This is a genomic window from Marinococcus luteus, from assembly GCF_900106595.1.
GTDB lineage: Bacteria > Bacillota > Bacilli > Bacillales > Marinococcaceae > Marinococcus > Marinococcus luteus.
On record NZ_FNNC01000002.1, the window covers coordinates 361,450 to 377,792 of the forward strand.

Below are 16,343 nucleotides of genomic sequence, written 5' to 3' on the forward strand. Positions count from 1 at the left end.
ACTCCTTTCTTAGATATACAAAAGGAATGGCGAAGCCAGTTCCCCCACTCCGCCATTTTGCTTCCCTTTCCAAAACTTATGTTTATTGGAAAAGCGTGATAAAACCAACAACGACTGCGATGATCGGAACTGCCTCAACAAGACCGATACCGATGAACATAAGTGTCTGCAATCTGCCGCCAAGCTCCGGCTGACGGGAAGTACCGTCGATTGCCCCTTTGATTACGATTGCGTTACCAATACCTGCACCAATTGCTGCTAAACCTGCTGCGATTGCAGCTGCTAAAAGACCCATGTGCAAATCCTCCTTAAATTAGTTTAAAACTATATTGTTGTTTCGTTGTTTCTGCAGATGCTGCTGTCATTAATGATCCGTTTCCACTTTGTGAGAAATGTAGACCATGGTCAGTACCAGGAAGATAAACGCCTGGATAAAACCGATAAACAAGCTGTATCCCTGCCAGGCAACCATTGGAATAATACCAAGAGCGGTACCGATTGGAAAAGCTGTACCCACCGTCGCCAGAAGCGTCAGCAGTATCTCTTTGGCATAAAGGTTGCCGAAAAGCCGTGCCCCGAGTGTCAGAGTGTTGGTGAACTCTTCAAGGATGTTAATCGGAAAGAGAAATTTCTTTGGACGGAAGTAGTTCTTTCCGTACTCTTTCGCTCCACGAAGCTTGATGCCGTAGAAGTGTGAAATCACAATTACCATTACAGCAAGTGTCATCGTCACCACCGGATCAGCCGTCGGTGATTTCCACCAAAGCACGTGGGTTTCATCATTAATCAGCATGAACGGAATCCCGAGCAGATTCGCTACCAGTATGAACAGGAAAATCGTAATTCCAAGTCCGAAGAAACGCTCTCCGGTTTTCCAGTCCATAGTGCTGCCAATCATATTGCGGACGAATTCAATCACCATTTCAAATGCGTTCTGCATACCAGTTGGTTTCATAGAAAGAGTCCGCGCACTCACCACACCAATGATAAACACAATGACTGCCGCAATAGTCAGCATCATGATGTTGGAAAGATTAGCATGGAAGCCCGGTATCCCAAACACATCATAGACGTACGGCGATTCGTGCTCTATATTCAAGTCTCAGTCACCCCTTTACTATGTTAGTCGATTGTGCGCTGCAGCTGAAAAACTACTTTTCTTTGCTGAAGTGAACGGATAAAGCATAAAGCAGCAGATATGGACTGAACAATCCAATCACAAGGTAAAGCAGACGGAATTGTTCCGGAAACCGGACATAGAGCATAGCAATGACTACTCCTACTGCGAGCCTTGTGGCCATGCCAAACGGAAAAATCTTTTTTTCCGCGAGTACCGCCTTCTGGATTCGTTTTGTCTCCCGGTGAGCGTGCCAAATGTTAAAAGCTCCTCCGCACGCTCCTGCAAATAAGCTCACTGCTTCCTGCCGGAACGTTGGAATCAGCGCCGGTGCACCAAACAATACAAGCATTACAGCCAATCCTATAAATAACGAGCGGAGATACAAGCTTGTATTATTCATGCGCGGGCCACCTTTTCCTCCGAAACAGACTGATTAGTCCGTTAATACACTACGAAATCCATTGAGAGAATTTTTACACAACTTTATGTAACGTAGTTGTCCCTGCATGTTTTTAGGCAAAAAAAAGAAACAAATGCGTGAATCATGCCGTTAATGTAGGAAATCCAAATTTCTCCCATATGTAAACCTTATCATACGTTCTTCATCATCGTACAATAGCCGCCCCTTGATGTCAATGGACGAAAATTAATAAAACCCTTTAATGTCGCGTGTTTCAGGCATTTTTTATTTTGTGTCTATTAAGTGACATTTTCATATCTTTAAGTCAATAAAAAGCTGGGCGGAAAGCATGAACGTCCGGCATCCATTCCATGCATAAACGTTATCTGACTGCCCTGCTTCATTAACAGGATACACTTTTTACAAATCAAAGGGCTTTTCCGTCCGTACGGGAAAAGCCCTCTCCTACATTATTTCGTGCCGAACAAACGGTCGCCCGCATCTCCGAGACCCGGAACAATATAACCCTTGTCGTTTAACTTTTCATCCATCGAAGCCAGGTAAATGTCCACATCCGGATGTGCTTCCTGAACAAGTGCCACTCCTTCAGGCGCTGCGATTAAACACATGAGCTTGATATTTTGGGCTCCGCGTTTTTTCAGGCTGTTTAACGCTTCAATAGCAGAACCGCCTGTCGCAAGCATCGGATCAATCACGATAAATTCCCGCTCTTCGACATCACTTGGCAGCTTCACATAATACTCCACCGGCTGCAGCGTTTCCGGATCCCGGTACAGCCCGACGTGCCCAACCTTTGCCGCCGGGATCAGTTTGATGATACCGTCGGTCATGCCTAATCCTGCGCGCAAAATCGGCACCACTCCCAGCTTTTTGCCTGCAAGCGTATAGGATTTGGCCGGTCCCACCGGAGTTTCCACCGTTACTTCCTGAAGCTGAAGGTTTCTTGTAATCTCAAACGCCATAAGGGTGGACACTTCATCGACAAGCTCCCGGAATTCCTTCGTTCCTGTTGAGACGTCCCGGATGAATGTAAGTTTATGTTGAATGAGCGGATGATCCAGTACATGTACATTTCCCATAAGTATAGTCGGCTCCTTTTTCCCCGGCGCCAGCCGGTGCTTATTAACCCATGTCCCTATCGAACATATTCTTTAGAAATTCTACCTAAAAAGCGTGATGGATTCAAGGTTATATAAAATGACAGAAATATGCCGCAACTTCTGCGCTCTGCTGGAAATAACAGCAGCGCCCGGATACACTGCTGCGAACGTTTATTTTAAATTATCTTCAATATACTTTACTGTTTTGCGAAATTCCTTCGGACCCGGCCGGCCGAATGGATTTGTCTGGCGGTGCTGATATAAAAATCTGCCCTCTTCGTCGAGCAGAAAATATGCAGGCTCCCCGTGAGCCCCGTGGTCTTCATACGGCGCTTCCGAGCTGTGATAAAAGACGCCGTAATCATCGAGCACCTTCAGCGCTTCGTCGACGAGCACCGGGAACGTGAGTCCGTATTCTCCGGTCATCGTGCTCAGATCTTCTGGATTGTCAGTAGAAATGGCTGTGATATTTACATTGTTGTTTTCAAAAAAACTGCGGTGTTCTTCCCAGGCCTGCAGCTCTTCTTTACATACCGGGCACCATGACCCCCGGAAAAACACGAGCAGCTGCCAGCCCTTACCTATTTTATCTTCGAGTTTAAATTCTTCGCCATTCACATCAGCAAGCGTGAACATTGGCGCTTTTTCATTTAGTGCAAAAACCATTTGAACTCCTCCTTTTCCCAATCTACATATACCCTAACACACTTGCATTCACCCCTGAAAAACAAAGGGTTTTTCCGAAATAATAAAGAAAAACAGCTGCCTCCTTTAAATAGGAGAACAGCTGTATCCATGTCCCCGTTTTTTGGCCGGGGTCTGCCACCTTACAGGTATTCGTAAATTGGGAAACGGCCCGTTAAAGCTTTCACGCGTTCAGCCGCTTCTTTTAATGCGTCTTCATCCTCATGGTTTTTCAGCGTATAGGCGATGATGGCGCCTATTTCTTTCATTTCTCCTTCGCCAAACCCGCGGGAGGTAACGGCTGCAGAACCGAGACGGATACCACTTGTGACGAATGGCTTTTCCGGGTCATACGGAATAGCATTTTTGTTCGCTGTGAGGCCGACCTCGTCCAGTGCTTTTTCCGCAATTTTCCCTGTCAGCTCCAGGCTGCGGGTATCCATCAGCACGAGATGGTTGTCGGTGCCGCCCGAAACGACGGTAACCCCTTCGTTCTGCAATGAGTCGCTTAAACTGCGGGCGTTTTTCACGACGTTTTCGGAATACGTTACGAAATCCTTCTGCAGTGCTTCGCCGAAGGCAACGGCTTTCGCCGCAATCACGTGCATAAGCGGTCCACCCTGAAGACCCGGGAATACTGCTTTATCAATCTTTTTGCCGAACTCTTCCTTACAAAGCACGAGTCCTCCACGTGGCCCGCGCAGCGTTTTGTGCGTTGTTGTCGTAACAAAATGCGAATGAGGCACCGGGTTTTGGTGCACCCCTGCTGCTACCAGTCCGGCAATGTGTGCCATATCGACCATTAAGTACGCATCTACCTCATCGGCAATTTCGCGGAATTTTTTAAAGTCAATTTCACGCGGATATGCACTTGCGCCGGCAACGATTAACTTCGGCTGTGTTTCTTTTGCCACGCGAAGCACTTCATCGTAATCGATCATCTGGTCTTCTTTAGTCACACCGTATTCCACGAAGTTGTACTGCACACCGCTGAAGTTGACGGGGCTTCCGTGGGTTAAGTGGCCGCCGTGGGAAAGATTCATGCCAAGCACTGTGTCGCCGTGATTTAAAATCGTATAGTAAACAGCCATATTTGCCTGCGCGCCGGAGTGAGGCTGCACGTTCGCATATTCTGCCGAGAACAGTTCCTTCGCCCGGTCAATCGCGAGCTGTTCGACCGTGTCTACGTGCTCACATCCGCCGTAATAGCGGCGGTTCGGGTAGCCTTCCGCATATTTGTTGGTAAGCACGGATCCCTGCGCTTCCATTACTGCACGGCTCGTAAAGTTTTCCGAAGCGATCAGCTCAATCTTATCGCGCTGGCGCCCCAGCTCCTTCTGCATTGCCTCAAATATGGCCGGATCCTGCGTTTGTACACTTTCTGCATTTACCTTTGTTTCCATCTGTAAATCTCCCTTCCCTTTCGATCCAACAACGAACGATTATCTTTTCCGCTAATATTTCGTTCGTTATTTTTCTCTCCGTGTTACTATGTTTTTCATTGTAACACGTATTTTTTACGAAATTCCGTACCTTTCGAAATTTTTTCGGATTTCTTTATTTTCTGCGTGCATAGGAAGAAAAAAGAACCGCGGCATGCGATTCTTTTTCCGGCCTCTTTCCGTACAGCGGCGGCTATTCGTAGCGGGCCCGCTCACCGCCGATCAGCTTCGGCCGTGTTTTTGCCATCGTTACATAGGCAGAACCAATCTGCTTCTGCGGGCCGCGCACCGGAACTGCCACCGGCTTTAAATGCATACCGATCAGGGTGGATCCGATATCAATGCCTGCGTCCGCTTTTACCGCTTCGATGACGACCGGCTCACTCATGTGTTTATATGCATACGAGCTCATCGAACCGCCCGCCCTTGGGTGAGGCACCACACTTACTGCTTCGAGGCCGTAGGCTTCCGCCGTTTCCCTTTCCACCGTGAGCGCCCGGTTAATATGCTCACAGCCCTGAAATGCAAGGTGCACGCCGGATTCTTCGCGGAACTCCTGAAAGACGTCAAACAGCGCTTCGGCTACTTCCTCAGAGCCTGCCTTACCGATATGCTCCCCGAGCACTTCACTTGTGCTCGTTCCAATCACAAGCACCTGGCCGCTGCGGAGCGACGCCTGTTCCTTTAATGAAGCTAACAATTCACGTAAAGGTTGCTGCCATTCTGCTTTGTTCACCATGACAACTCATCCTTTCTTCGTTCCTTATTGTTCAATAGCCGCTACTTTTTGAATGCGGTCGGCGTGCCGGCCACCTTCATGTTCCGTGCTGATCCAGGCTTTGACAATTTCACCGGCGAGGCCGGAACCAACAACTCTCGCACCCATAGCCAGTACATTGCTGTCGTTATGCGCCCGGGTCATCTTCGCACTGAATACATCATGGACAAGCGCGCAGCGGATGCCGTTAACTTTATTCGCAGCAATCGACATGCCGATGCCTGTGCCGCAGACAAGAATCCCGCGGTCCACTTCGCCGGCCGTTACTTTTTCAGCCACCGGCACCGCGTAGTCCGGATAGTCTACAGAGTCACTGCAGTCACATCCCAGATCTTCGTATTCCACGCCTGCTTCATCCAGTACAGATTTAATTTCCTCTTTTAATTCATATCCGCCGTGATCGGCACCCAATGCTACTTTCATGTCAACCTCTCCTCCGTTTGATTGTACTGATTTCAGTCTCTCACGTATCCATCAGCCTGTAAATCTCCAGGCTCAGTCCAGCGACTTTTCTTTCATATACCGCTCCCATGCTGCCTGAAGCGACTCTTCCATTTCTTCTGCCGTTTCGTGATACACCTCCCGGCCGCCGCCGATAGGGTCTCCAATATCCTTATCCCCACTGGCACCGGCATATTCCTTTAAGAGCACCGTTTTCTTTTCGGCCCCCGGAAACATCCGCTGCATAATATCTTTATGTCCCCGGGTCATGGCAAAGATAACGTCCGCCCAGTCGATTAATTCCTTTGTGAGCGGCTGGGATTCATGATTCATCTCCACCCGCCTTTCATCCATCGCCCGGACGGCTTCTGTCGCTGCCGGTTCTCCATTTGTAGCCATTACTCCGGCTGAAGCCACTTCCACTTCCGGGTAGTGGTGCTTCATCAGCGCAGCGGCCATAGGACTCCGGCATGTGTTCCCTGTACAGATAAACAATACGTGATAACTCATCGTCATCGACTCCTTGCAGAAGTTTTCATTATTCTGAAGATGCTGCTTTTTCCAGACGGTTCATGAGCGCAGTCCCGATCCCTTCTTTTGAAAAAACTTCACAGAACGCAGCGTCCACCTCCATTGTATCTAATTCACGGAGAACAGCGTACAATTTTGCTGCCGTTTCTTCGGGCGCCCGGCGCGAGCCTAAACTAAGAAAGGCATCCGCCTGCTTCCACGCTGATTTGTTCTCTTCAACGGCAAGCACCGCTACTTTCTTTCCCTCTTCCTGGAAGGCCCGGAGCTTTCTCTGCCATATTTCCTCCGATCCTTTCATTAAATACAGGGAGGTCGCCGGCGAATAGTGACGGTATTTCATCCCCGGTGCTGCAGGCGCTTCCTCTGAAGAAGCACTTTGCGAATAGCGGACTGTGCCGGGGCCGAGCACCTGCTCGATCTGTTCTTTAGTAACTCCTCCCGGACGCAGAATCCAACAGATTTCTGCCGTACAGTCCACGACGGTGGACTCCACTCCGTATCCACACGGACCGCCGTCGATCACAGCATCAATTTTCCCGTGCAGGTCACTGTATACGTGATCCGCCGTGGTCGGGCTCGGGGAGCCGGAACGGTTGGCACTCGGCGCTGCGATCGGCACGCCTGCGTGCTTTAGCACTGCCCTTGCCACCTCGTGCTCCGGAATCCGTACAGCCACTGTGGACAACCCCGCCGTTACCAGGGGCGATAGAGGAGTTTCTGCCGTCAGTGGGAATATAAGCGTTAACGGGCCGGGCCAGAACGCATCCATCAGCTTTTCCATGCTCTCTGTCCACGTAACCCCAAGCGTGTCGAGCTGGGCACGGTCAGCAATATGAGCAATCAGCGGATTGTCCGGGGGACGGTTTTTAGCTTCAAAAATCGCCCGGACGGCTTCAGTGCATACGGCGCTTGCCCCGAGGCCGTAAACCGTTTCTGTTGGAAGTGCCACTGTCTTCCCCTGCGTTATCCACAGCCCCATTTCCTTTAATACAGAATTCTCCGTAGAGGCTTCATTTATTTTATCCACATTTTTTATGACCGTCTGTTTATAACTCATGCGGCTTTCGTTCCTTCCAAAAAATTAAAATGCTTTCACATCAGGGTTTATTTTACATTAATTTAGGTTTTTCACACTATTAACAGGCGCTTATTTTCTGTGGATAACTAGAATTTACACTGCTAATTCAGCCTTTGAATTTACATTTTTTACGAAAAATTAATGTTTTCCACATATATGGGGTCATTTGTCTTTTGTTATCCACAAACCGTGGATAACTTTCTTACTTATTCACAACTGTAACGATTCGGTCGTTCCCATTCAAGTCCTTTATTACCTGAATCCTTTTTCCCGGGAAAACTTTTTCAGCCGCTTCCATCACTGCTTTCCCCTGCTGCCAGCCGATTTCAAAAGCAAGCAGTCCACCAGGAGCCAGAACTTCGGCAGCACGACTGATAATTTCTTCATAGCTGTGAATTCCTTCTTTTCCTTTACCGATCAATGCAACCGCAGGCTCCTTATCCCGGACGAGCGGGTCGAGCTTCTCCCATTCGTCTTTTGGAATGTACGGAGGATTGGATACAATAACCTCGGCCTGTTCTTTCCGGGACGCCATGCCTTCAAGAAACGATTCCTGATGAAAGGTAACCGGTGCCTGCAGCCGATCTGCATTTCGTTTAGCCGTCTCAAGCGCCCGGCTGTCAATATCTACAGCCTGCACTCGTGCCGATGAAAGCTCCAGCGCAAGCGTGACTGCGATGATGCCGCTTCCTGTGCCGACGTCGACAATCACCGGGGATTTCAGCTCTTTGTTTTTTTGCACCCAGTCGATCACGTGCCAGACGAGCTCCTCGGTTTCCATCCGGGGAATCAGCACGTCTGGATTGACGTGAAACTCGCGGTCGTAAAAAAAGCTGCTGCCTGTTAAATGCTGCACCGGTGTCCCGGCTGCATGGTTACGCACGTCTTGCTGGAAATGCTCCCACGTCTGCAGTGCTACCTTCTCTCTGGCAGCAGCCAGCAGCTGGGACCGGGAGAGCTGCAGATGATGCTCCAGAAGCCAGTCTGCTGCCGTTTCTTCTCTTCCGTGCTCCTTCAAAAAAGAAGAAGCCCATCTCCGGGCTTCAAATACAAGTGGTTCTTCTTTCATTACGCTTCGCCTGCTTTTTCCATCAGCTCGGCCTGTTCTTCCATTACGAGCGGTTCGATAATCTGGTCGAGCTCTCCCTGAAGAATCTGGTCAAGCTTTTGCAGCGTCAGGCCAATACGGTGATCGGTTACACGCGTCTGCGGAAAATTGTACGTCCGGATCCGCTCGGAACGATCCCCGGTTCCTACCGCCGATTTCCGGTTTTCATCGTATTCCGCCTGGGCTTCCTGCTGGAATTTGTCATACACCCGGGCACGGAGAATCGTCATTGCTTTTTCTTTGTTTTTAATCTGGGATTTTCCGTCCTGACAGGAAGCGACAATACCTGTCGGCACGTGCGTCAGCCGCACCGCCGACATAGTCGTGTTTACACTCTGGCCGCCGGGTCCGCTCGCTGCGAACGTATCAACGCGGATATCCTTATCGTGAATGTCTACTTCCACTTCCTCGGCTTCCGGAAGGACAGCCACCGTAGCTGTGGACGTATGCACGCGTCCACCCGATTCCGTGCTTGGCACCCGCTGAACCCGGTGGGCCCCGTTTTCATATTTCATTTTCGAATATGCCGAATCGCCGTTAATCATAAAAATGATTTCCCGGTAGCCGCCAAGGTCGCTTGCGGTCGATTCCACGATTTCTGCTTTCCAGCCCTGTTTCTCTGCATAACGGGTGTACATTTTGTATAAATCAGCGGCAAACAGCGCCGCTTCTTCACCGCCTGCGGCTCCACGTATTTCAATAATAACGTTTTTATCATCATTTGGATCCTTCGGAAGAAGGAGCCTCCGGAGCTCTTCCTCTTGATTTTCAATACGTTCGCTCAATTCTTCGACTTCCGATTTTACCATGTCTTTCATTTCTGCATCGAGCTCGTCTTCAAGCATCGATTTAGCTTCATCAAGCTGCTGCCGGGCTTCTTTATATTCCCGGTAAACCTCCACTGTCCGCTGCATCTGTGCCTGCTCTTTGGACAGCTCCTTGATTTTATTCGGATCGTTTGCGATTTCCGGATCGCTCAGCTGTTCATTTAAATATTCATAACGGTCTTCCACCGTCTGCAGTCGCTCTAACACACCGTTCACCTCTATTTTTCAAATTTTATCCGGCTGAATTGTATTTCGTTACGTTTTACACGTTACTCGTTCTCCTTTACAGTATACTAATTATAATACAGGGGCATAGGGGCGTCAAAATACCACCGCCTCTATAAATTTCGTTTGACCAGCGCGGGAGCGGGGAACCGCCCTGTAAGTGCCTATTGTTTAAGCAGAAGGGGGAAAAACAATGAAATACGTTATTATCGGTGGTGACGCTGCCGGCATGAGTGCAGCTATGCAGATCTACCGGCAGGATGAGAATGCAGAAATTATTACACTCGAAGCTGGGGAAGTATATTCCTACGCTCAGTGCGGCCTTCCTTACATACTCGGGGGCGAAGTCGAAGACAGCGCGAATTTAATCGCCCGCGACGTCGATACGTTCCGGGAAAAGTACGGCATCGATGCCCGGGTAAACCACGAGGTGACCGGCGTCAATGTGGATACAAAAGAAGTGACCGGTGTACATACCGGCACCGGCAAGCCGTTTCAGGTTACGTATGATAAGCTGCTGATTGCTTCCGGCGGGCGTCCGATCCTGCCAGACTGGCCGGGGCGGGAGCTTGAAGGCGTTCATACGCTGAAAACGATCCCGGATGCCGAAACGATCAAAGCAGATCTTGCGAACGTAAACCACGTCACTGTCGTAGGCGGCGGCTATATCGGCCTTGAGGTGGCGGAAAACTGTATTCATGCTGGAAAGAAAGTGACGCTCGTACAGCGGGGCGATCAGCTTGCCGGTATATTCGATCCGGACATGGCAGCATATATTGCTGAAGAAGCGGAAGCAAACGGCATTGAGCTGTTGCTTGAGGAAAACATTCAGCATTTGTCGGGAAAAAGCCGGGTGGAAGCCGTGCATACCGACCGCCGGGTGATCGATACCGATGCCGTGATTGCCGGCGTCGGCCTGCGCCCGAATACGGAAATGGTGTCCAAATGCGGCCTGTTCCGTCACGGTAATGGAGCTCTCCAGGTGAACCGCTACATGGAAACCAATGTCCCGGACATATATGCCGCCGGAGACTGTGCCACCCAGTTTCACCGGATCAAGGAGATCGATGACTATCTTCCGCTCGGAACCCATGCCAATAAGCAGGGACGGGTCGCCGGCCTTAACATGGCAGGAAGCGTAAAGTCCTTTAAAGGCGTAACCGGCACCTCTATTCTCCGCTTTTTCAGCCTGACGCTCGGTAAAACCGGCATCTCTGAAACGGAAGCTGCCGATATGCGCTTTCCTTACCGCAGCGAGGCGCTTACTACCTCGAGTCATGCCGGCTATTTCCCGGGAAATAGCAAGCTTCATATTAAAGTTACGTACTGTCCGGACACAGGCATCATCCTGGGCGGCCAGCTTATTGGCGGTGACGGCACAGACAAACGGCTCGACGTTCTGGCAACCGCCCTCTTCCACCGTATGACGGTAACCGATTTTGAGGATCTGGACCTAAGCTACGCTCCGCCTTACAATAAAGTGTGGGATCCGCTTCAGCAGGTGATCCGTCGGGCGAAGTAACTGTCCATTTATATAGATAAAGCCAGCCGGCACAGTGCCGGCTGGCTTGTTTTTTGTTTACAGGGCAATAGGCGGATTGGCATGGCATCTCCGGCACACCGGATAATAGGAGTCATTGCCGCCGATATGAATCTGATCGCCTGTATAAATCGGCCGGCCCTCGCCGTCGAGTCTTAAATTCATGACTGCTTTTTTATGACAGAACCAACAGATGGTCTTCATTTCTTCGATTTTATCCGCATAGAGCAGCAGATGCTTGCTGCCTTCAAACAGTTCATTTTGAAAATCGTTTTTCAGGCCGAAGCTCATCACCGGAATATCAAGGTTATCAACAATTTCCGCCAGCTGAATGATGTGCTCCTGGGATAGAAACTGTGCTTCGTCCACGAGGATGCAGAAGGGACGCTGCGCTTCCTGACGGACAATATCATAAATGTTTGTCTCTTCAAACACTGGTACAGCCTCACGCTCCACTCCGATTCTGCTTGCTACAAATCCGACTCCGCGCCGGTCATCCAGACCGGAGGTAAAGATGAGCACCGGCTTATTCTGCTCTTCATAATTGTGGGCCACCTTTAAAATTTCGATGGACTTGCCGCTGTTCATTGTTCCGTATTTAAAAAATAACTGCGCCATATTTTTCTCCCCCGCTTATCGGTTTCGGTTCGTGATACAAAAAAGACGGAAGCCGCAGCTTCCGCCTTTACCCAACCATTGTGCTTAGCGGTTGTATTTTCTTTTGAACTTGTCCACACGGCCGCCGGCAGTGTTCTGCTTCTGCTTGCCGGTATAGAACGGGTGGGAGTCGGAGCTTACCTCAATTTTGATTACTGGGTACGTGTTTCCGTCTTCCCATTCGATAGTTTCAGACGAGCTTTCTGTCGAACCGCTCAAAAACTTGAATCCCGTACTTGTATCCATAAACACAACTTTATGATATTCCGGATGCACTTGTTGTTTCATAGCTGGTCACTTCCTTTCGATTCTTCTCTTTTTCACACATAACGAGATTATAACAACTTCCCCGAAATTTATCAATCTTTCATTTCGTTTATTTCTTTCCGGTCGTTACTTTTCCCTGTTTGTCTTTTTGAAGCTCTTCAAAAAATTCTTCGTTCGTTTTGGTCTGCTTAATGCGCCGGATAAAGTGATCCACGAAATCCGGCGCATCGTTCATCGTCTTGCGGATCGCCCATAAATTATCCAGATGCTCCTTGGAAACGAGCAGCTCTTCTTTCCGGGTGCTTGAACGGCGGATATCGATCGATGGGAAAATACGGCGCTCAGCCAGACGGCGGTCGAGGTGGAGTTCCATGTTCCCTGTGCCTTTAAATTCCTCATAAATCACGTCGTCCATCCGCGACCCGGTTTCTACAAGGGCCGTCGCCAGAATGGTCAGGCTTCCGCCTTCTTCAATATTGCGGGCTGCCCCGAAGAAGCGCTTCGGACGGTGAAGCGCTGCAGGGTCAATACCACCGGAAAGCGTCCGGCCGCTTGGCGGCAGCACCAGGTTGTACGCCCGTGCTAGTCGGGTGATGCTGTCGAGCAGAATGACGACATCTTTTTTGTGCTCCACGAGCCGCATCGCCCGTTCAAGAACAAGTTCAGAAACTTTAATATGGTTTTCGGGAACTTCATCAAAAGTTGAGCTGGCTACGTCCCCGTCTACAGAACGCTCGATATCTGTAACCTCCTCCGGACGCTCGTCCACAAGCAGCACAATCAGCTCGGTTTCCGGATGGTTTTCAGTGATACTGTTGGCAACTTCTTTCAACAGCGACGTCTTTCCGGCTTTTGGCGGAGCCACAATGAGCCCGCGCTGGCCGAAGCCTACCGGGGTAATCAGATCGATAATCCGTGAAGACGCGCGATTGGGATGGGTTTCCATCTGCATGCGCTCTTCCGGATACAGGGGTGTCAGCGCCGGAAAATGCGGGCGCTCCTTCGAAGAGTCGGGGTCTTCCCCGTTGACTGCTTCCACCTGCAGCAGGCCGTGGTACCGCTCCGAATCCTTCGGCGGCCGTACCTTTCCGGAAACTTTATCCCCATTTCTCAAGTCAAAACGGCGGATCTGCGAGGCAGAGATATAAATGTCCTCCGTGCTCGGCAGATAGTTAATCGGGCGCAGAAACCCGTAGCCTTCTGCCTGGATAATTTCAAGCACGCCTTCCATAAACATCAGGCCGTCTTTTTCCGCCTGCCCTTTTAAAATCGCAAAGACGAGTTCCCGTTTGTTTAATTTGCTGTAATACGATACCTTGTATTCCTTGGCGAGCCGGTACAATTCTTTCAGCGTCATTGTTTCGAGCTCTGCGATGTTGACTGCCAATGCGGTCACCACTTTCTTTTTCTATTATGAATGTAAAAAAATAATCATGTATATTAGTTCCATCAACGTGAAGAAACACTTACACTTTGTGAATGTAAGCTGCCTTTTTTATTTCCGTTATGGCTTTCCGGCAAAGCGTGTTGGGATAATTGGAAGATAAGAAAAGGAACGGATGCCCTGCATTCTTGGAGCGTTGAAGCAGATGTGCCTTCGCTCTGCATAAAGGAGAGGAGAACTGTTGAATGGCAGTAAACGTTTTACGAATACAGTTTGTACTTCATTATTTTAACTTTGAACGTCTCTGTCTGCAAGTGAAATTATCAGCACGGAACGCTTCCGGCATAAAAATGAGAAAAGGACAGGTTTCCCTGCCCTCTGACCGTTCTATTCGTCTCTGATGACAAAGTCCGGCTTTTTCTGCACGTTGTGCTTGCCGTCGACAAAGCGGACCGTACCCGATTTCGCCCTCATAACAAGGGACTGGGTCGTAGCCTTGGAGCTTTTAAAATTCACGCCCTTCAGCAGCTCGCCCTCTGTTACGCCGGTAGCGGCGAAGATGCAGTCCTCCCCGCCGACCAGATCCGACATAAGAAGCGGCCGGCTGACGTCCTCAATGCCCATTTCTGTGCACCGGGCCAGCTCATCGTCGTTCTGCGGAAGCAGCTTACCCTGCATTTCCCCGCCCAGACATTTGAGTCCGACAGCGGCAATAACACCCTCCGGGGCTCCCCCGGATCCGAGCAGTATATCCACGCCTGTTTCATCAAAGGCGGTATTAATCGCCCCGGCAACGTCCCCCGCAGGAATCAGCTTGATGCGGGCACCGGTGTCGCGGACGTCCTGAATCAGTTTGGCATGGCGCTCCCTGTCTAAAATGGTAACCACCACGTCTTCGATATCCTTGCCTTTTGCCTTCGCTACGGCGTGCAGGTTGTCTGCGACCGGCGCATCGATATCAATTGTCCCGATTGCTTCAGGCCCTACCGCAATTTTATCCATATACATGTCCGGAGCATGGAGAAGCCTTCCATGGTCAGCAATGGCAAGTACCGCGAGGGCATTCCAGGAGCCGCTGGCGACGATTTCTGTACCTTCAAGCGGGTCTACTGCCACATCGACTCTCGGGCCGAAGCCGGTACCGAGCTTTTCCCCAATGTAGAGCATCGGGGCTTCATCCATTTCCCCTTCGCCGATGACCACAGTCCCTTTCATTGGGATCGTGTCAAATACATCGCGCATTGCGCTTGTGGCAGCATCGTCAGCCTCGTCCTTTTTTCCACGGCCCATCCAGCGCGCAGACGATAACGCCGCTGCTTCTGTCACCCGTACTAACTCCATCGATAGACTTCTTTCCATTGTTATACTCCCCCAAGCTTATGAATTTTGAATTTCCTGCATTTCCTGCTCGCTAATAGTCTCTAAACGGACTTCAGCGCCTAAATAACGCAACTTGTGCTCAATTTTTTCATAGCCCCGGGCCACATGCTCAAACCCGGTGATGACGGTCTCTCCTTCGGCCATCAGCCCGGCTACAATCAGGGCAGCTCCGGCTCTCAGATCGCTTGCTGCCACCTGTGCACCCTGAAGCTGCGCAGGACCCCGCACAATCGCAGTACCTTCACCGGTAGTCACGTCCGCTCCCATGCGCGACAGCTCATCTACGTGCTTGAACCGGGACGGATAAATGGTGTCGTGAACAATCGTTTTTCCTTCGGCTCTTGTCATAAGCGCCGTGAACGGCTGCTGCAGATCGGTAGGGAATCCAGGGTACACGAGCGTTTTTAACTGCACGCCCTGCAGCTGATCCGTCCCCGTAACACGGACTGAATTATCATACCATTCAACGCCCGTACCTGTTTCCCGGAGCTTGGCCGTTAACGCTTCGAGGTGGTCCGGGATGACGTTATCTATTACTACTTCGCTTCCCATAGCCGCCCCGGCAATCATATAAGTGCCCGCCTCGATCCGGTCAGGGATAATTGAATGAGTGCATCCGTTTAATTCTTCGACGCCGTCAATGCGGATAACATTTGTGCCCGCACCTTTAATATTTGCCCCCATATTTGTTAAAAGAGTGGCTACGTCGATGATTTCCGGCTCTTTCGCGGCATTTTCGATGACTGTCCGGCCCTTGGCCATAACTGCCGCCATCATAATGTTAATCGTCGCCCCAACGCTCACCACATCCAGATAAATGCGGGCACCTTTCAGCTCTTTGGCGTGAATATGGAGCGAGCCGTGTTCATTTTCGACCGTAGCACCGAGAGCTTCGAAGCCTTTGATGTGCTGATCAATCGGCCGCGGACCAAGATAGCAGCCGCCCGGCATGCCGATAACCGCCTTTTTAAACCGGCCGAGCATCGCCCCCATCAGGTAGTAGGAAGCACGCAGCTTCTTTACTTTGCCGTTTGGCAGCGGCAGCGGACGAACATTCTTCGCGTTGATTTTCATTCGGTGATTTTCTGTTTTTACATTCGCTCCCGCGTCCTGCAAAATCTCAGCCAGCGTGTCGATATCGTGAATGTCGGGAAGGTTCTCAAGAGTCACGTGGCCATTGGCCATCAGTGCAGCCGGAACCAGTGCCACTGCGCTGTTTTTCGCTCCGCTGACCGACACCCGTCCTTCTAAAGGCCTGCCGCCTTCAATAATCATTTTCTGCATGCAATCATCCTCTATAGTCATTATCCGGCATCCTCAGCTAGTCTGTATGGACCGGTATGCAAAAGCTGAAGCCCGG

General features: G+C 50.3%; 18 protein-coding genes. 1 reads left to right on the top strand and 17 read right to left on the bottom strand.

What is annotated here, in order from left to right; all coding sequences use genetic code 11:
- Window positions 1-82: 82 nt before the first annotated feature.
- From atpE to prfA, 12 genes are all read right to left on the bottom strand, one after another.
- On the bottom strand, window positions 83-295 hold the full coding sequence (gene atpE, locus BLV22_RS07130; RefSeq protein ID WP_022794575.1) for a F0F1 ATP synthase subunit C: 213 nt from the start codon (window positions 293-295) through the stop codon (window positions 83-85).
- 69 nt (window positions 296-364) lie between these two features.
- Window positions 365-1,093 carry a F0F1 ATP synthase subunit A gene (gene atpB / locus BLV22_RS07135; protein ID WP_091613398.1) on the bottom strand — a complete coding sequence of 243 codons (729 nt, stop codon included), beginning with the start codon at window positions 1,091-1,093 and terminating at the stop codon, window positions 365-367.
- 58 nt (window positions 1,094-1,151) lie between these two features.
- Entirely contained in the window at window positions 1,152-1,520 is a 369-nt protein-coding gene (locus BLV22_RS07140; protein WP_091613158.1) for an ATP synthase subunit I, read from the bottom strand.
- A 470-nt stretch (window positions 1,521-1,990) separates the two neighbouring features.
- The gene (gene upp / locus BLV22_RS07145; RefSeq protein ID WP_091613161.1) at window positions 1,991-2,620 is read right to left on the bottom strand and encodes a uracil phosphoribosyltransferase; all 630 of its coding nucleotides are present in this window, start codon (window positions 2,618-2,620) and stop codon (window positions 1,991-1,993) included.
- A gap of 192 nt (window positions 2,621-2,812) precedes the next feature.
- A complete protein-coding gene (locus BLV22_RS07150) occupies window positions 2,813-3,307 on the bottom strand; it encodes a peroxiredoxin family protein (protein ID WP_091613165.1) in 495 nt (164 codons plus the stop codon).
- A 161-nt stretch (window positions 3,308-3,468) separates the two neighbouring features.
- Window positions 3,469-4,728, bottom strand: a complete 1,260-nt coding sequence (gene glyA / locus BLV22_RS07155) for a serine hydroxymethyltransferase (protein WP_091613168.1) — start codon at window positions 4,726-4,728, stop codon at window positions 3,469-3,471.
- Between the two features lie 232 nt (window positions 4,729-4,960).
- Entirely contained in the window at window positions 4,961-5,506 is a 546-nt protein-coding gene (locus BLV22_RS07160) for a TIGR01440 family protein (RefSeq protein WP_091613171.1), read from the bottom strand.
- Between the two features lie 24 nt (window positions 5,507-5,530).
- Window positions 5,531-5,968 (bottom strand): ribose 5-phosphate isomerase B, encoded by a 438-nt coding sequence (gene rpiB / locus BLV22_RS07165; RefSeq protein ID WP_091613174.1) that lies wholly within the window; start codon window positions 5,966-5,968, stop codon window positions 5,531-5,533.
- 72 nt (window positions 5,969-6,040) lie between these two features.
- Window positions 6,041-6,496 carry a low molecular weight protein arginine phosphatase gene (locus tag BLV22_RS07170; RefSeq protein ID WP_091613176.1) on the bottom strand — a complete coding sequence of 152 codons (456 nt, stop codon included), beginning with the start codon at window positions 6,494-6,496 and terminating at the stop codon, window positions 6,041-6,043.
- Window positions 6,497-6,524: 28 nt separating this feature from the next.
- Complete coding sequence (locus BLV22_RS07175; protein WP_091613179.1) at window positions 6,525-7,574, bottom strand: L-threonylcarbamoyladenylate synthase; 1,050 nt, start codon at window positions 7,572-7,574, stop codon at window positions 6,525-6,527.
- A gap of 223 nt (window positions 7,575-7,797) precedes the next feature.
- Window positions 7,798-8,664 (bottom strand): peptide chain release factor N(5)-glutamine methyltransferase, encoded by an 867-nt coding sequence (gene prmC / locus BLV22_RS07180; protein ID WP_091613182.1) that lies wholly within the window; start codon window positions 8,662-8,664, stop codon window positions 7,798-7,800.
- Window positions 8,664-9,737, bottom strand: a complete 1,074-nt coding sequence (prfA, locus tag BLV22_RS07185) for a peptide chain release factor 1 (protein ID WP_143030961.1) — start codon at window positions 9,735-9,737, stop codon at window positions 8,664-8,666. The genes prmC and prfA overlap by 1 nt, the downstream gene beginning before the upstream one ends.
- Window positions 9,738-9,948: 211 nt before the next feature.
- Here prfA and BLV22_RS07190 point away from each other — a divergent pair, with 211 nt between their 5' ends.
- Window positions 9,949-11,277 (top strand): FAD-dependent oxidoreductase, encoded by a 1,329-nt coding sequence (locus BLV22_RS07190; RefSeq protein ID WP_091613186.1) that lies wholly within the window; start codon window positions 9,949-9,951, stop codon window positions 11,275-11,277.
- Between the two features lie 57 nt (window positions 11,278-11,334).
- Here the strand turns inward: BLV22_RS07190 and BLV22_RS07195 are convergent, their stop codons facing one another.
- The 5 genes from BLV22_RS07195 to BLV22_RS07215 form a co-directional block, all read right to left on the bottom strand.
- Window positions 11,335-11,913, bottom strand: a complete 579-nt coding sequence (locus BLV22_RS07195) for a thymidine kinase (protein ID WP_091613188.1) — start codon at window positions 11,911-11,913, stop codon at window positions 11,335-11,337.
- An 84-nt stretch (window positions 11,914-11,997) separates the two neighbouring features.
- Window positions 11,998-12,240, bottom strand: coding sequence for a type B 50S ribosomal protein L31 (locus tag BLV22_RS07200; protein ID WP_022794589.1), 243 nt, complete (start codon window positions 12,238-12,240; stop codon window positions 11,998-12,000).
- Window positions 12,241-12,328: 88 nt separating this feature from the next.
- Window positions 12,329-13,606: a transcription termination factor Rho gene (gene rho / locus BLV22_RS07205; RefSeq protein WP_091613191.1), complete on the bottom strand. Its 1,278-nt coding sequence runs from the start codon at window positions 13,604-13,606 to the stop codon at window positions 12,329-12,331.
- Window positions 13,607-13,990: 384 nt separating this feature from the next.
- Window positions 13,991-14,962 carry a class II fructose-bisphosphatase gene (gene glpX / locus BLV22_RS07210; protein ID WP_091613195.1) on the bottom strand — a complete coding sequence of 324 codons (972 nt, stop codon included), beginning with the start codon at window positions 14,960-14,962 and terminating at the stop codon, window positions 13,991-13,993.
- A gap of 18 nt (window positions 14,963-14,980) precedes the next feature.
- A complete protein-coding gene (locus tag BLV22_RS07215; protein WP_091613199.1) occupies window positions 14,981-16,267 on the bottom strand; it encodes a UDP-N-acetylglucosamine 1-carboxyvinyltransferase in 1,287 nt (428 codons plus the stop codon).
- Between the last annotated feature and the right edge of the window lie 76 nt (window positions 16,268-16,343).

Bases quoted from the DNA above. Each gene is read 5' to 3' on its own strand.
- atpE (WP_022794575.1), bottom strand. From the start codon at position 295: ATGGGTCTTTTAGCAGCTGCAATCGCAGCAGGTTTAGCAGCAATTGGT.
- BLV22_RS07140 (WP_091613158.1), bottom strand. From the start codon at position 1,520: ATGAATAATACAAGCTTGTATCTCCGCTCGTTATTTATAGGATTGGCT.
- upp (WP_091613161.1), bottom strand. From the start codon at position 2,620: ATGGGAAATGTACATGTACTGGATCATCCGCTCATTCAACATAAACTT.
- BLV22_RS07150 (WP_091613165.1), bottom strand. From the start codon at position 3,307: ATGGTTTTTGCACTAAATGAAAAAGCGCCAATGTTCACGCTTGCTGAT.
- glyA (WP_091613168.1), bottom strand. From the start codon at position 4,728: ATGGAAACAAAGGTAAATGCAGAAAGTGTACAAACGCAGGATCCGGCC.
- BLV22_RS07160 (WP_091613171.1), bottom strand. From the start codon at position 5,506: ATGGTGAACAAAGCAGAATGGCAGCAACCTTTACGTGAATTGTTAGCT.
- rpiB (WP_091613174.1), bottom strand. From the start codon at position 5,968: ATGAAAGTAGCATTGGGTGCCGATCACGGCGGATATGAATTAAAAGAG.
- BLV22_RS07170 (WP_091613176.1), bottom strand. From the start codon at position 6,496: ATGAGTTATCACGTATTGTTTATCTGTACAGGGAACACATGCCGGAGT.
- BLV22_RS07175 (WP_091613179.1), bottom strand. From the start codon at position 7,574: ATGAGTTATAAACAGACGGTCATAAAAAATGTGGATAAAATAAATGAA.
- prmC (WP_091613182.1), bottom strand. From the start codon at position 8,664: ATGAAAGAAGAACCACTTGTATTTGAAGCCCGGAGATGGGCTTCTTCT.
- BLV22_RS07190 (WP_091613186.1), top strand. From the start codon at position 9,949: ATGAAATACGTTATTATCGGTGGTGACGCTGCCGGCATGAGTGCAGCT.
- BLV22_RS07195 (WP_091613188.1), bottom strand. From the start codon at position 11,913: ATGGCGCAGTTATTTTTTAAATACGGAACAATGAACAGCGGCAAGTCC.
- BLV22_RS07200 (WP_022794589.1), bottom strand. From the start codon at position 12,240: ATGAAACAACAAGTGCATCCGGAATATCATAAAGTTGTGTTTATGGAT.
- glpX (WP_091613195.1), bottom strand. From the start codon at position 14,962: ATGGAAAGAAGTCTATCGATGGAGTTAGTACGGGTGACAGAAGCAGCG.
- BLV22_RS07215 (WP_091613199.1), bottom strand. From the start codon at position 16,267: ATGCAGAAAATGATTATTGAAGGCGGCAGGCCTTTAGAAGGACGGGTG.